Below are 13,571 nucleotides of genomic sequence, written 5' to 3' on the forward strand. Positions count from 1 at the left end.
GCCGCCATGACCACCGCGCCGGTCGATCTGCTGAGCGTCGGCGAGGTGGCCCGGCGGGCCGGGATCGCCACCTCGGCGGTGCGCTTCTACGAGGACCAGGGGCTGATCTCCGCCGAACGCACCGCGGGCAACCAGCGGCGCTACCGGCGGCACGTGCTGCGCCGGATCTCGCTCATCCTGGTCGCCAAGCGGCTCGGCATCCCGCTCTCCGAGGTCGCCGAGGTCTTCACCGGCCTGCCCGAGGACCGGATGCCCGGCAAGCACGACTGGGAGCGCATCTCCCGGCACTGGGCCGAGCAACTGCGCGCCCGCCGGGCCGAACTGGAACGGCTGGAGGACGAGCTGACCGGCTGCATCGGCTGCGGCTGCGTCTCGCTGCGCCGCTGCCGGGTGCTCAACCCCGGGGACGAACTGGCCGCCGAGGGCCCGGGCCCCCGACGGCTGCTCCCCGAGGACGGCCTGCTGCCCGTCGAGGAGTGAACGGGCGGGCCCGCGGACGGGCATGGGGAAGGGTGGGTGGAACCCGGTCGGACGCGGCCCTCGCAGGGTTCCCCGCCGCGTCCGACCGGGGGTCTGTAAGCGCCGGCTCAGCCCTCCGGGAAGTGGCAGGCCGCCTGCCGCTCGCCGGGCCCGGCGATCCTCAGCAGCGGCCGCTCGGTCCGGCACAGGTCCTGCGCCTTCGGGCAGCGCGGGTGGAAGGAGCAGCCGGGCGGCGGGGCCGCCGGGCTCGGCGGGTCGCCGAGCAGCACGATCCGCTCCCTGGTCCGCTCCGCCTCCGGGTCCGGCAGCGGCACGGCCGACAGCAGCGCCCTGGTGTACGGGTGCGCGGGCCTGCCGTACACCTCGGCCTTGTCGCCGATCTCCACGATCCGGCCCAGGTACATCACCGCGACCCGGTCGCAGACCCGCTTGACCACCGAGAGGTCGTGCGCGATGAACACGTACGCCAGTCCCAGCTCCTGCTGGAGCCGCTCCATCAGGTTGACCACCTGGGCCTGGATGGAGACGTCCAGCGCGGAGACCGGTTCGTCGGCAATCACCAGCCGCGGCGAGGTGGCCAGCGAGCGGGCGATGCCGATCCGCTGGGCCTGGCCGCCGGAGAACTCGTGCGGGTAGCGGTCCAGGTGCTCGGGGATCAGCCCGACCAGTTCCATCAGCTCGGCGGCCCGCTTGCGCGCCGCCGCCGCGCCCTCGCCCTGGACCAGCAGCGGCTCGGAGATGATCCGGGCCACCGTCTGCCGGGGGTTGAGCGAGGAGTACGGGTCCTGGAAGACCATCTGGAGGTCGCGCCGGTGCGGCCGCAGCCGGGCCTGGGAGAGCCCGCCGATCTCGGTGCCGTCGAAGGTGACGGTGCCCGAGGTCGGGTCGAGCAGCCGGACGATCATCCGGCCGGTGGTGGACTTGCCGCAGCCGGACTCGCCGACCAGGCCGAGCGTCTCCCCCGCGCCGACGTCGAAGCTCACCCCGTCCACCGCCCGGACCGGTGCGCCCGGCCGGCCGGTGCGGGAGCGCCGGCCGGGGAAGGTCTTCACCAGGTCCCGGACCGACAGCAGCGGAGCCTGCGGCGCATCCTTCGTCGACGGTGTGGTCATCACAGCACCCCTTCCGGCACCAGTGGCAGGTGACAGGCGGTCTGGTGGCCGGGGGCGAGCACGCCGAGCAGCGGGCGCTCGCCCAGGCAGCGGGCGTGCTCCTCGGCGGACGCGGCGGCGGTGCGGGCGCAGCGCGGGGCGAAGGAGCAGCCGGAGGCGGGGGCGATCAGCGACGGCGGGCTGCCGGGGATGGCCCGCAGCGGGGCGTCGTCGGTGTCGTCCAGGCGTGGCAGCGAGTCCAGCAGGCCGCGGGTGTACGGGTGCGCGGGTTGCGCGAACAGCCGTTCCACCGGGGCCTGTTCGGCGGCCCGGCCGCCGTACATGACCAGCACCTCGTGGGCGACCCGGGCGACCACGCCCAGGTCGTGGGTGATCATCACGACGCCGAGGCCGCGCTCCTGCTGGATCCGGGCGATCAGGTCGAGGATCTGCGCCTGGACGGTGACGTCGAGCGCTGTGGTGGGCTCGTCGGCGATCAGCAGTTCGGGTTCGCAGGCCAGCGCCATGGCGATCATGACGCGCTGGCGCATGCCGCCGGAGAACTGGTGCGGGTACTCGTCGACCCGGCGGGCCGGCTCCGGGATGCCGACCTCGGCCAGCATCTCCACCGCCCTGGCCCGTCCGGCCTTGCGGTTGGCCTTGAAGTGCACCCGGTAGTGCTCGGCGATCTGCTCCCCGACGGTGTAGAAGGGGTGCAGGCTGGACAGCGGATCCTGGAAGATCATCGCGATCCTGCGGCCCCGGACGGTGCCCAGCTCGCGCTCCCCCAGGCCGCCCAGCTCCTGGCCGTTCAGCCGGATCGAGCCGGTGACGGTGGCGCCGTGGTGCAGTCCCATGACGGCGAGCGAGGTGACGGACTTCCCGCTGCCCGACTCGCCGACCAGCCCGAGGGTCCGCCCGGACTCGACGGCGAAGGAGATCCCGTCCACCGCCCGGACCGTGCCGCGCGGGGTGTCGAAGGCGACCTTGAGGTCCTCGACCTCCAACAGCCTGGTCATCAGTACCTCACTCTCGGGTCTACGAACGCGTACAGCAGGTCGACCAGCAGGTTCGCCGCGACGATGAAGAAGGCCGCGAGCAGGGTGACGCCGAGGATGACGGGCTGGTCGGAGCGGGCCAGGCCGTCGTAGAACAGCCGGCCGACGCCGGGCAGGCCGAAGATCGACTCGGTGATGACCGCGCCGGCCAGCAGGCCGCCGAGGTCCATCCCGAAGATGGTCAGGATCGGCGTCATCCCGGCGCGCAGCCCGTGCTTGACGGTGACCGTCCGCGCCGGCAGGCCCTTGGCCCTGGCGGTGCGGATGTACGGCTCGGCCATCGTCTCGATCATCGAGTTGCGGCTCTGCCTGGCGTACATCGCCGCGTACAGCAGGGCCAGCGCGATCCACGGCAGCAGCAGGTTGGAGCCCCACTCGAAGGGGTTCTCGGTGAACTTGTGGTAGGCCGGGTAGGGCAGCACGCCCGCGGTCCGGACGACGCCCCAGATCAGCATGATCGAGGTGAAGTAGACCGGCAGCGAGGCGGTGCCGACGGACAGCACCATCAGGGCCTTGTCGACCGGCCTGCCCTTGCGCAGCGCCGAGGTGACGCCCGCGCCGAGGCCGAGGACCAGCCAGATCACGGCCGCGCCGAGCGCCAGCGAGATGGAGACCGGCAGGCGGTCGGTGAGCAGGTCCCACACCGGCAGCCCGTACTCGTAGGAGTAGCCGAGGCAGGGGAAGCCGCAGTGCACCGCACTGGGGCCGCTGCCGTAGTCGCGGCCGGCGAAGATGCCGCCGAGGTAGGCGAGGAACTGGTCCCAGACCGGCTTGTCCAGGCCCATCGCCGCCTTGACGTCGGCGAGCCGCTCGGGGCTACAGGTCTTGCCGCAGGCGGCCGCGGCCGGGTCGTTGGGCAGCAGGTAGAAGATGGTGAAGGTGATGGCGCAGATGGCGAGCAGGATGCCCACCACGCCGAGCAGGCGGCGGCCGAGGTAGAGGATCACGACCGGCCTCCCCGGGGGTCGAGGATGTCCCGCAGCGCGTCCCCGAGCAGCGTGAACGCGAGCACGGCGACGAACAGGAAGGCGGTCGGGATCAGGAAGTAGGTCGGGTCGGTCTCGTAGTGCACGATGCTCTCGGCGATCATCTGGCCCCAGGACGCGGTCGGCGGGCGGACGCCCACGCCGAGGTAGCTGAGCGCCGCCTCGGTGGCGATCATGCCGGGGACCAGCAGGGTGGTGTAGGCGATGATCGGGCCGGAGACGTTGGGCAGGATCTCCCGGGTGAGGATGCGCCAGGAGCGCGCCCCGCCCACCTTGGCGGCCTCGACGTACTCGCAGTGCTTGAGCGAGAGGGTCTGCCCGCGCACCACCCGGGCGATGCCGGGCCAGGTGAACAGCCCGATCACCAGGGTGATCAGCAGGATCCGGTTGACGTCCTTGGCCACCGACATCATCGCGATCATGAAGATCAGCGAGGGGAAGGACATCGTGAGGTCCATCAGCCGGGACAGCAGTGTGTCGACGCGCCCGCCGAAGTAGCCCGCCGCGATGCCGGACAGGGTGCCGACGAGCACGACGACGGCCGTCGCGGTGAAGGCGATCAGCAGGGAGACCTGCCCGCCGTGCAGCACCCGGGCGAACAGGTCGCGGCCGGTGAGCGGCTCGACGCCCAGCCAGTGCCGGGCGCTGATGCCGCCGAAGTCCCCCTTGGGCAGACCGCCCAGGTACGGGTCGAGCGAGCGCTTGTCGAACTCCTCGGGGCTCCAGCCGCCGAGCGAGCCGAGCGGCCCCGCCAGGGCGGTGACCAGGACCAGCAGGCCGACGGTGATCAGCCCGAACCGGGCCGAGCCCTTGGCCCACAGCTGGACCCAGACCAGCCGCCAGGGCCCGCGCCCGGCACTCTTCTTGGCGCCCCCCGCCGTGGCGTCGGCCACGGCGGCGGGCTCAGTGGTGGTACTCATGGCTGCCGGTCCCTCACTTGCCCTTGGCGGGGTCCTTGAGACCGACGGTGGCCAGGTCGATCATGCCGGCGAAGCCCGAGTTGCCGAACGCGCCGGCCACGTTGGTGCCGACCAGCAGCGGGCGCCGCTGCCAGAGCAGCGGGACGGCCGGGGCCTTCTTCATCAGGTCCTCGTCCAGCTGCTTCCAGGCCTTGTTCGCCTCGGCGACGTCCGTCATGACCGCGATCTGGTCCATCCGGTCCATCGTGGCCTGGTCCTTGAACTGGCTGTAGTTGCCCTGGTTGCCCTTCTCCTTGATGGTGCGGCCGTCGAAGAGGAACGGCAGGAAGGTCGCACCGGAGGGGTAGTCGGGGCACCAGCCGTTGAGGGTCAGGTCGGGGGCGTTCCTGATGTCGCCGACGGTGTCGGCGAAGGCGGACGCGTCGACCGTGTTCACGGTGACCTGGACGCCGGCCTTGGACAGCGACTGCTGGATCGCCTCGGCGCGGGTCTTGTCGCCGGTCGAGACGGTGAGCGAGACCTTGAGGTCGCTCTTGCCCGCCTCCTGGAGCATCTTCTTGGCCTTCTCCTGGTCGCCGGCCACCGGGATCTTCAGCGGGTCGGACTTGGCGCCGCCGGTCAGCGACGGCGGTAGGAAGGAGGTCGCCGGGTCGGTCATCGCGGGGCCGCCGAAGGCGGTCACCTGGGCGTCGCGGTCGACCGCCCACATCATCGCCTCGCGCACCTTCGGGTCGTCGAAGGGGGCCTTGGCGGTGTTCAGGTAGAGCATGTCGGTACATCCGGTCTGCTCGGCGACCATGCGGGCCTTGACGTCCGCCTTGGGCAGCACCTTGGCGACGGTCTCGTGCTGCATCCAGGGCATGTTGATGGCGTTGGCGTCGGCGCCGTCGCTGGCGATGATCCGGTCGTCGGCCTGGCCGCCCTTGATGCCCTGGGTCACCACGACCTTGTCCGGGTACGCCTTGCGGACCGTGTCCGTGGCCGGGTCCCAGTTGGTGTTGCGGACCAGCACCAGCTGCTTGCCGCGGTCGTAGGTCTCGATCTTGTACGGGCCGGAGGAGAACGGCCGGGCGTCGTACTGGGTGCCCTTCTCCTGGGACTGCGGCACCGGGGCGAAGGTCGGCAGGGTGACGGTGTCCGAGAACTCGGCGACCGGGCGCTTCAGGTGGAAGACGATGGTCCTGTCGTCCGGGGTCTCGATGCTCGCCAGGTGCTCGCCGTTCAGCGGGCCCTTGTAGCTCTCACCGCCGGCCAGGTACTGGATCGCGTAGTCGGGGCCGCCGGTGAGGTCCGGGGAGAAGGACCGCTCGACGTTGTACTTGATGTCGGCGGACTTGATCGGCGAGCCGTCCTCGTACTTGAGGCCTTCCTTGAGGGTGAAGGTCCACACCTTGCCGCCCTCGGTGGACGTGCCCAGGTCGGTGGCGAGGTCGGGGACGATCTCGCTGCCGGCCGCGCCCGGCTCGGACTTGAAGGTGGTCAGGGTCCGGTAGATCAGCCGGGTGCCGAAGTCCATGTGCGGCACCACCCAGTTGCGGGCCGGGTCGAGGTGCGCGAAGTCCTGGTTGGTCAGGACGGTGAGGGTGCCGCCCTTGGCCGGGGTGCCGCCGACGACCGTGCCGGACGCCGCGCCCGGGCCCTTGCTGTCGGAGGGCGCGGCGTCGGCGCCGCTGTCGCTCTTGTCGTTGGAGCAGGCCCCGAGGCCGAGGGTGAGGGTGGCCGCGAGGGCCGCCGCGAGGGCGGCGTGGGTGCGCCTGGTCATGTGCAACTCCGCTGTGGGGGGCCTGATCCGCCTGATCCGGCCGCTGCGCTGTGTGACCCGTAACATAGTAATGTGAAATTGCACTGCACAAGAGGTGACGCCACCCGTTACCGAGCTGTGTCCGTGCCCCGCATCTCCCCAGCCCCGACAAGGAGTTCACCGGTGACCCTTCCCCCGACCGGCCTCAACACCGGGAGCCACGACCTCCCGGTCCCTCCCGCCCTCGCCTCGTTCATGGCCACCCAGTGGGCCGCCACCCCCCTCCCCGCCGACCGGCGCGTCCCCGGATACGACCGCTTCCCCGGCCGCCGGGCCCGGCTCTCCGCCGCCTTCCCCGGCGAACGGCTGGTCGTCCCGGCCGGCCGGCTCAAGGTCCGCTGCAACGACCTCGACTACCGCTTCCGCCCGCACAGCGCGTACGCCTGGCTCACCGGCCTCACCGGCGAGGACCAGGCCGACCACGTCCTGGTCCTCGAACCGGCCGGCCCCGAGGGCCACGAGCCGGTCCTCTACCTGCGCCCGCGCTCCCCCCGCGACGGCGGCGAGTTCTACCGCGACCGCCGCTACGGCGAGTTCTGGGTCGGCGCCCGCCCCGACCTCGCCGAGGCCGCCCGGCTCACCGGGGTGCGCACCGAACACCTCGACGACCTCGGCAAGCTGCTCACCGGACCACAGCCGCCCACCCGGGTGCTGGCCGGCACCGACCCGCTGGTCGACGAGGCCACCGGACGGCTGTCCGGCGACCTCAGGGACGGCGAACTGGCCGCCGTGCTCTCCGAGTTGCGCCTGGTCAAGGACGAATGGGAGATCGGGCAGCTGCAACTGGCCGTCGACCACACCGTCACCGGCTTCGAGGACGTCGTCCGCGCCCTGCCCACCGCGCTGCGCCACCACCGCGGCGAGCGCTGGATCGAGGGCGTCTTCGACCTGCGCGCCCGCGCCGAGGGCAACGGCACCTCGTACACCACCATCGCCGCCTCCGGCGCCCACGCCTGCGTGCTCCACTGGATCCGCAACGACGGCGCCCTCGACCCGAACTCCCTGCTCCTGCTGGACGCCGGCGTCGAGACCGACAGCCTCTACGCCGCCGACATCACCCGCACCCTCCCGCTCAGCGGCACCTTCACCCCGGTCCAGCGCCAGGCCTACGACCTCGTCCTCGCCGCCCAGAGCGCCGGCATCGCCGCCCTGCGCCCGGGCGCCGAGTACCGCGACTTCCACCGCGCCGCCATGCGGGTCATCGCCGAGGGCCTCGCCGACTGGGGCGTCCTGCCGGTCTCCGCCGAGGAGGCCCTCGACGAGGACAACGGCCTCTACCGCCGCTACACCCTCTGCGGCAGCGGTCACATGCTCGGCCTCGACTACCACGACTGCGCCAAGTCCCGCGCCGACCACTACCTCGACGGCACCCTGGAGGAGGGCATGGTCCTCACCGTCGAACCCGGCCTCTACCTCCAGCCCGACGACGAGACCCTCCCCGCCGAACTCCGCGGCCTCGGCATCCGCATCGAGGACGACCTGGTCATCACCGAGGACGGCGCCCGCCTGATGTCGGGCGCCCTGCCCCGCGAAGCCGACGCCATCGAGTCCTGGATGGCCGGCCTGCTCGCCTGAGGACGCAAGGAGCGGACGGTCAGGCCACCTTGATCGTCCGCTCCCCCTGCCGGACGGTGACCTCGACCTCGCCGCCGATCGCGGCGGCATAGGCCCGAAGGTTGTCCAGGCTGTCCACCTGTCCGTGCTCGATCTGCGACACCCGCGCCTGGCTGACCCCGAGCAGCTCGGCGACGTGCTTCTGCGTGAGCCCGGCCTTGCGCCGCAGCTCCGCAAGCTCATGCCCCCGAATCTGAGCGAGCATCTCCTGACGAAGCTGTACCCGCCTCGTCTCCGCCTCCGGCGTCACCAGCTCGGGAAACCGCTTCACGACCTCGGCTCGCACTTCGGTCCAACTACGCCCCTTCATCGGCGTGCTCCGTTCCGTTGCTCCTCGACGTAATCTGCGTAGCGCTTCTCCGCCAAAGGGATCGACTCGTCGTACCACTCGGACCAACGACCAGACTTGTCACCGGCCACGAGGATGATGCCCTCTCGTTCCTGGTCGAAGACAAACAGCATCCGCACCTCACTGACACCCGAGGAACCTGGCCTCAGCTCCTTGAGGTTGTGCAAACGGCTGCGATGGATGCGGTCCACCACAGGCCGCCCCAAGGCCGGACCTTCGTCAGCCAACAAGTCCAGTGCCTCAAGAATGTTCTCGGCCGTCTTGGGGTCGTCCTCGCAGACCTGCAAGTACCACTCCTCAACCGGCGCCAGAAGCGTGATCTCCCACATGCGGCTACATTAAGTTGTGTCTTATATGTTACCGCGCGCCTTCCCTTTCAACCCACCCCTGCGGGGGATAACACTCGCCGCCCGGCGCGCCCCCGGTGCGCTACCCCCGGGCCGCCTGCCACAGCTCCGCGACGATCGTCTCCGCCGGGCCCGTGCGGGCGAGCGCGTGCGCCGTGCCGGCCCAGAGGTGCATGGCGGCGGTGTCACCGCGGCGGGCGGCGGCGGCGCGGAGGGGCGTGGTGAGGCGGTTGACCTCGGGGTAGGCGGCCGGGGCGTACGGGCCGTAGCGGTCCATGAAGGCGTTGCGCAGGCCACGGGCCGGGCGGCCGGTGAAGGCGCGGGTGACGGCCGTCTCGGGGAGTTCGACGAGCGCCGCCCGGTGGGCGGCCGAGGCGCCGGACTCGTCGGAGCGCAGCAGCGCCGTGCCCAGCTGCACCGCCACCGCCCCCGCCCGCAGCGCCGCCGCGACGGCCGGGCCGTCGCCGAGCCCGCCCGCGGCGACCAGCGGCAGCGCCGTCACCTCCCGGACCGCGGGCAGCAGGCGGAGCAGTGGCAGCTCCCCCGGCAGGTCAGCCACCCGGTGGGTGCCCCGGTGCCCGCCCGCCTCCGGCCCCTGCACGCACAGCGCGTCCATCCCGACCGCCTCGGCCGCCCGCGCCTCCGCCGGCGTGGTCACGGTGCCGACCTGCGTCGTGCCGGCCGCCCGCAGCGCCGCCGCCTCCTCTGCCGTCGGCAGCCCGAAGGTGTACGAGACCACCGGCACCGGGTCCGCGAGCAGCGCGGCGAGCTTGGCCTCCCAGTCGTCCCGGTCGGGCCCGGCCTCCTCCGGCAGCGCCACGTCCCACCGCTCGGCCTCGGGCCGCAGCCGCTCCCGGTAGGCCGCGACGGCCGCCCGGTCCCCGGGCGGGCCCGGCACGAAGAGGTTCACCCCGAACGGCCGGCCGGTCGACTTCCGTACCGCGGCGATCTGTTCGGACATCCCGGCGGCGGTCTTCATCCCGGCGGCCAGGAACCCCAGGCCGCCCGCCCGGTTCACCGCCGCCACCAGCTCGGGTGTCGAGGGCCCGCCCGCCATCGGGGCGGCGATCACCGGTACGGCCAGCTCGTCGAGTCGGACGGTCATCGGGCGCTCCTCACACTGCGGGTACGGAACACGGCCACGGGCGCGGGCCCTGAACACCCTCACCCTACGCTCAGCGGATCAGCCCCCGCCGCCGCGCCTCGCGCACCGCCGACGTACGCGAGTCCACCCCCAACTTGGTGTAGATGTGCACCAGATGGGACTTCACCGTGGCCTGGCTCAGGTGCAGCCGCTGACTGATCTGCTGGTTGGCCAGCCCGTCCGCGACCAGCCCCAGCACCTCGGTCTCCCGCGCGCTGAGCGCCGCCGCCGGCGTCCGCATCCGTTCCAGCAGCCGGTCCGCCACGCTGGACGCCAGCGCGCTGCGCCCGGCCGCGGCGGCCCGGACGGCCTGCGCCAGCTCCTCCGGCGGCGCGTCCTTCAGCAGGTAGCCGGTGGCGCCCGCCTCCAGGGCCGGGAGGGTGTCCGCGTCGGTGTCGTACGTGGTGACGACCAGCACCCGCGGCGCGCCCGCCCTGGCGGTGATCGCCGCGGTGGCCTGCGCCCCGTTCATCGCCGATCCCGGACCGAACTGGAGGTCCATCAGCACCACGTCCACACCCGGCTCCGCGGCCAGTTCGACGGCCCGCTCGGCGGTGGCCGCCTCCGCCACGATGGCGAAGTCCGGCTCGCACTCCAGCACCGCCCGCAGCCCGGCCCGCACCACCGGGTGGTCGTCCGCGATCAGCAGCCGGATCACTGGCCGGCCTCCGGAGCGACCGGCAGCTGCACCGCCACCGTCGTCCCCTCCCCGGGCGCCGACTCCACCGTGAAGCCGCCGCCGAGCGCCCGGGCCCTGGCCCGCATCGAGGGCAGCCCGAACCCGCCGTCCCCGCCGGTGCGGCCGGCGACCGCCGCCGGGTCGAACCCGGCCCCGTCGTCGTACACGTCCAACGCCACCTCGCCCTCCATGTAGCTGAGTGTCACCTCGGCCCGCGAGGCCCCCGCGTGCCGGACGGTGTTGCCGAGCGCCGACTGCGCGATCCGCAGCAGCGCGACCTCCTGCGCGGCCGGCAGCCGGAACGGATCGCCGGAGAGGTGCAGGTGGACGGGCAGCGCGCCGTGCGCCGTCGTGGTCGCGCACAGCCGCTCCAGCGCGACCGGCAGCGGATCGCCGTCCAGCGCGGGCGGGGTGAGCGCCCGGACGAACCGGCGGGCCTCGTCCAGGTTGTCCTGGGCGGCCTGCCGCGCCTGCTCGACGTACCCGCCGGCGGCCTCGGTGCGCTCCGGCAGGGCCCGCTGGGCGGCGCGCAGCAGCAGCTGGATGGAGCTGAGGCCCTGCGCGAGGGTGTCGTGGATCTCCCGGGCGAGCCGCTCGCGCTCGGCGAGCACCCCGGCCGCGTGGTGGGCGGCGGCGGCGTCGGCGCGGGCGGCGGTCAGCTCGTCGATCAGCCGCCGGCGCTCCTCGCTCTCCCGGTACAGCGCCTGGTAGCCGAGCACGGTGGCGGTGGCGACGGCCGCGCCGAGCGCGGGCCCGATCGACGCGGCGAAGCCGAAGCTGTGCTGGTGCCAGGACCAGGCCGCGATCGACGCGGCGGCGGTCAGCCCGACGGCCACCAGCCCGGCGCGCCGCCCCAGCAGGTGCAGCTCCAGGAAGTACAGCGGGAACGCCAGCCAGACGCCGTCCTGGGTGGCGACCAGCACGCCCGCCCAGGTGACGCCGAGCAGCGCCAGCCAGAGCGCGGCCGCCCGGCGCGAGCGGCGCACGGAGGCCAGCTGCGGCCCGACCGCGTAGACGGCGGCCATGGCGGTGGCCGCGGCGGCGACGGCGGACGGATCGCCGCCCCGGTCGACGAGGACGGCACGGGCGACGGCGAGCGCGAGCAGGCCCGCCACGAGCAGGTGCAGGCAGACCTGGAGGACGCGGGCGACGGGGGTGGTTCTGAGTCGTTCGGTCGCCATCCGTCCAGCCTAGGTTCCGTGTCCGCACCCGGCATCAATCAAAAGGTTGAACTCGGCCTCTGCCCTTTGATGCCCAGGATGCAATCCCCGGCGCGATGCCCGCGGGCCCGCCGATCCGGGACGGTGGAAGAGTCGAAAGCACCTGTGCAGAGGAAGGCTCACTGTGTTCGTCGCCTGGAGGGACCTGAGGTTCGCCAAGGGGCGGTTCGCCCTGATGGGGACCGTCATCGTACTGATCACCGTCCTGGTCGGCCTGTTGTCCGGGCTCACCGCCGGGCTCGGCCGGCAGAACATCTCCGCGATCACCGGCCTGCCCGCCGACCACCTGGTGTTCGGCAAGCCGGCCGACGGGCAGAAGCTCTCCTTCACCGACTCCCAGGTCACCCCCGAGCAGTGGCAGGCCTGGGCCCACGAGCCCGGCGTCACCTCCGCCCAGCCGCTCGGCATCACCACCACCAAGGCCGCCGCGGGCAAGCGCACCACCGCGCTCTCCGCCTTCGGCGTCCCCGAGGGCTCGGACCTGGCCCCGCGGGGCACCCGGGTCGCCCCCGGCCAGGCGGTGCTGTCCAGGACCGCCGCCGAGAACCTGGGCGGCCTCGCCCCCGGCGCCGACTTCACCCTGGCCGGGCACCCGCTGCGGGTCGCCGCCGTCGAGGGCGACGCCGCGTACAGCCACACCCCGGTGATCTGGACCAGCCTCGGCGACTGGCAGCAGGCCGCCCCCGGCGGCGCCGGCCACGCCACCGTCATCGCGCTCGACACCGCGAAGGGCGCCGACCTGGCCGCCGCCGACGCCCGCCACGGCACCGAGACCCGCACCCGCGACGACGCCCTCACCGCGATCGGCTCCTACACCTCGGAGAACGGCTCCCTCCAGCTGATGCGCGGCTTCCTGTTCGCCATCTCGGCCCTGGTGATCGGCGCGTTCTTCACTGTCTGGACGATCCAGCGCAGCGGCGACATCGCCGTCCTCAAGGCCCTCGGCGCCTCCACCCGCTACCTGCTGCGCGACGCCCTCGGCCAGGCCGTCCTGCTGCTGGTGCTCGGCACCCTGCTGGGCACCGCGGTCGCGGCCGGTCTCGGCGCGCTGATCGGCTCCGCCGTCCCGTTCGTGCTGGACGCCCCGACCGTCCTGCTGCCCGCCGTCGTCATGATCGCCCTCGGCGCGATCGGCGCGGCCCTGTCCATCCGCCGGATCACCTCCGTCGACCCGCTGACCGCCCTGGGGAGTGCCCGATGAGTTTGGCCCTCGACCGCATCACCCTGACCTACCCGGACGGCGACGGCCGGCTCACCGCCCTGGACGACGTCTCGCTGACCGTCCCCAAGGGCTCGCTGACCGCCGTCGTCGGCCCCTCCGGCTCCGGCAAGTCCAGCCTGCTGGCGGTCGCCGCCACCCTGATCACCCCGGACTCCGGCCGGGTGGTCGTCGACGGCACCGACACCACGGGCCTCAGCCGGGCCGAACTCACCGCGCTGCGCCGCACCAGGATCGGCGTCGTGTTCCAGCAGGCCAACCTGCTGCCCTCGCTCACCGCCGTGGAGCAACTCCAGGTGATGGCCCACCTGGACGGCCGCTCCCCGCGCAGCGCCCTCCCCCGCGCCCTGGAGCTCCTGGACGCCGTCGGCCTGCGCGACCAGGCCGCCCGCCGTCCGCACCAGCTCTCCGGCGGCCAGCGCCAGCGGGTCAACATCGCCCGCGCCCTGATGAACGACCCCACCGTGCTGCTGGTGGACGAACCCACCAGCGCCCTGGACCACGAACGCGGCGCCGCCGTCCTCGACCTGATCACCGACCTGACCCACCGCCGGGCCACCGCCACCGTCCTGGTCACCCACGACCGCACCCACCTGACGGCCGTCGACCAGGTCGCCGAGGTCCACGACGGCCGGCTGACGGTGCCCGCGGCGGCGGTCTGAA

At 72.9% G+C, this 13,571-nt stretch carries 14 protein-coding genes; 4 read left to right on the top strand and 10 right to left on the bottom strand.

From position 1 onward, the window contains the following. Nucleotides 1–6: 6 nt before the first annotated feature. Nucleotides 7–480: a redox-sensitive transcriptional activator SoxR gene (soxR, locus tag ACIQOW_RS22555; RefSeq protein ID WP_401087612.1), complete on the top strand. Its 474-nt coding sequence runs from the start codon at nt 7–9 to the stop codon at nt 478–480. Nucleotides 481–587: 107 nt separating this feature from the next. On the opposite strand, the gene ACIQOW_RS22560 is transcribed toward soxR, so the two are convergent. From ACIQOW_RS22560 to ACIQOW_RS22580, 5 genes are read right to left on the bottom strand one after another with little or no spacing between them, the layout of a single operon-like run. Then, the gene (locus ACIQOW_RS22560) at nt 588–1,592 is read right to left on the bottom strand and encodes an ABC transporter ATP-binding protein (protein ID WP_401087614.1); all 1,005 of its coding nucleotides are present in this window, start codon (nt 1,590–1,592) and stop codon (nt 588–590) included. Continuing rightward, on the bottom strand, nt 1,592–2,590 hold the full coding sequence (locus tag ACIQOW_RS22565; protein WP_401087616.1) for an ABC transporter ATP-binding protein: 999 nt from the start codon (nt 2,588–2,590) through the stop codon (nt 1,592–1,594). Before ACIQOW_RS22565 ends, ACIQOW_RS22560 begins: the two co-directional genes overlap by 1 nt. Beyond that, nucleotides 2,590–3,576, bottom strand: coding sequence for an ABC transporter permease (locus ACIQOW_RS22570; RefSeq protein WP_401087618.1), 987 nt, complete (start codon nt 3,574–3,576; stop codon nt 2,590–2,592). The genes ACIQOW_RS22565 and ACIQOW_RS22570 overlap by 1 nt, the downstream gene beginning before the upstream one ends. Next, complete coding sequence (locus ACIQOW_RS22575; RefSeq protein WP_401087620.1) at nt 3,573–4,535, bottom strand: ABC transporter permease; 963 nt, start codon at nt 4,533–4,535, stop codon at nt 3,573–3,575. Before ACIQOW_RS22575 ends, ACIQOW_RS22570 begins: the two co-directional genes overlap by 4 nt. Before the next feature lie 13 nt (nt 4,536–4,548). Continuing rightward, nucleotides 4,549–6,297: an ABC transporter substrate-binding protein gene (locus ACIQOW_RS22580; protein ID WP_401087622.1), complete on the bottom strand. Its 1,749-nt coding sequence runs from the start codon at nt 6,295–6,297 to the stop codon at nt 4,549–4,551. A gap of 162 nt (nt 6,298–6,459) precedes the next feature. On the opposite strand from ACIQOW_RS22580, the gene ACIQOW_RS22585 reads away from it, so the two are divergent. Next, a complete protein-coding gene (locus tag ACIQOW_RS22585) occupies nt 6,460–7,911 on the top strand; it encodes an aminopeptidase P family protein (protein ID WP_401087624.1) in 1,452 nt (483 codons plus the stop codon). Nucleotides 7,912–7,930: 19 nt separating this feature from the next. On the opposite strand, the gene ACIQOW_RS22590 is transcribed toward ACIQOW_RS22585, so the two are convergent. From ACIQOW_RS22590 to ACIQOW_RS22610, 5 genes are all read right to left on the bottom strand, one after another. Next, nucleotides 7,931–8,260: a helix-turn-helix domain-containing protein gene (locus ACIQOW_RS22590; RefSeq protein WP_401087626.1), complete on the bottom strand. Its 330-nt coding sequence runs from the start codon at nt 8,258–8,260 to the stop codon at nt 7,931–7,933. Beyond that, nucleotides 8,257–8,628, bottom strand: coding sequence for a type II toxin-antitoxin system RelE/ParE family toxin (locus ACIQOW_RS22595; protein ID WP_401087628.1), 372 nt, complete (start codon nt 8,626–8,628; stop codon nt 8,257–8,259). Before ACIQOW_RS22595 ends, ACIQOW_RS22590 begins: the two co-directional genes overlap by 4 nt. 100 nt (nt 8,629–8,728) lie before the next feature. Next, on the bottom strand, nt 8,729–9,751 hold the full coding sequence (locus tag ACIQOW_RS22600) for a nitronate monooxygenase (RefSeq protein ID WP_401087630.1): 1,023 nt from the start codon (nt 9,749–9,751) through the stop codon (nt 8,729–8,731). Between the two features lie 70 nt (nt 9,752–9,821). Further along, the gene (locus ACIQOW_RS22605; RefSeq protein WP_401087632.1) at nt 9,822–10,448 is read right to left on the bottom strand and encodes a response regulator transcription factor; all 627 of its coding nucleotides are present in this window, start codon (nt 10,446–10,448) and stop codon (nt 9,822–9,824) included. After that, nucleotides 10,445–11,650 carry a sensor histidine kinase gene (locus ACIQOW_RS22610; protein WP_401087634.1) on the bottom strand — a complete coding sequence of 402 codons (1,206 nt, stop codon included), beginning with the start codon at nt 11,648–11,650 and terminating at the stop codon, nt 10,445–10,447. The genes ACIQOW_RS22605 and ACIQOW_RS22610 overlap by 4 nt, the downstream gene beginning before the upstream one ends. Before the next feature lie 163 nt (nt 11,651–11,813). Here ACIQOW_RS22610 and ACIQOW_RS22615 point away from each other — a divergent pair, with 163 nt between their 5' ends. Beyond that, the gene (locus ACIQOW_RS22615) at nt 11,814–12,890 is read left to right on the top strand and encodes an ABC transporter permease (protein WP_401087636.1); all 1,077 of its coding nucleotides are present in this window, start codon (nt 11,814–11,816) and stop codon (nt 12,888–12,890) included. Beyond that, the gene (locus ACIQOW_RS22620; RefSeq protein ID WP_188295829.1) at nt 12,887–13,570 is read left to right on the top strand and encodes an ABC transporter ATP-binding protein; all 684 of its coding nucleotides are present in this window, start codon (nt 12,887–12,889) and stop codon (nt 13,568–13,570) included. The genes ACIQOW_RS22615 and ACIQOW_RS22620 overlap by 4 nt, the downstream gene beginning before the upstream one ends. The last annotated feature ends 1 nt before the right edge of the window (nt 13,571 follow it).

Origin of the sequence: Kitasatospora sp. NPDC091335, assembly GCF_044757205.1 — a bacterium.
GTDB lineage: Bacteria > Actinomycetota > Actinomycetes > Streptomycetales > Streptomycetaceae > Kitasatospora.

Excerpts from the sequence above, each read along its gene's own strand:
- soxR (WP_401087612.1), top strand. The coding sequence starts at position 7 with ATGACCACCGCGCCGGTCGATCTGCTGAGCGTCGGCGAGGTGGCCCGG.
- ACIQOW_RS22595 (WP_401087628.1), bottom strand. The coding sequence starts at position 8,628 with ATGTGGGAGATCACGCTTCTGGCGCCGGTTGAGGAGTGGTACTTGCAG.
- ACIQOW_RS22580 (WP_401087622.1), bottom strand. The coding sequence starts at position 6,297 with ATGACCAGGCGCACCCACGCCGCCCTCGCGGCGGCCCTCGCGGCCACC.
- ACIQOW_RS22610 (WP_401087634.1), bottom strand. The coding sequence starts at position 11,650 with ATGGCGACCGAACGACTCAGAACCACCCCCGTCGCCCGCGTCCTCCAG.
- ACIQOW_RS22575 (WP_401087620.1), bottom strand. The coding sequence starts at position 4,535 with ATGAGTACCACCACTGAGCCCGCCGCCGTGGCCGACGCCACGGCGGGG.
- ACIQOW_RS22560 (WP_401087614.1), bottom strand. The coding sequence starts at position 1,592 with ATGACCACACCGTCGACGAAGGATGCGCCGCAGGCTCCGCTGCTGTCG.
- ACIQOW_RS22600 (WP_401087630.1), bottom strand. The coding sequence starts at position 9,751 with ATGACCGTCCGACTCGACGAGCTGGCCGTACCGGTGATCGCCGCCCCG.
- ACIQOW_RS22590 (WP_401087626.1), bottom strand. The coding sequence starts at position 8,260 with ATGAAGGGGCGTAGTTGGACCGAAGTGCGAGCCGAGGTCGTGAAGCGG.
- ACIQOW_RS22620 (WP_188295829.1), top strand. The coding sequence starts at position 12,887 with ATGAGTTTGGCCCTCGACCGCATCACCCTGACCTACCCGGACGGCGAC.
- ACIQOW_RS22565 (WP_401087616.1), bottom strand. The coding sequence starts at position 2,590 with ATGACCAGGCTGTTGGAGGTCGAGGACCTCAAGGTCGCCTTCGACACC.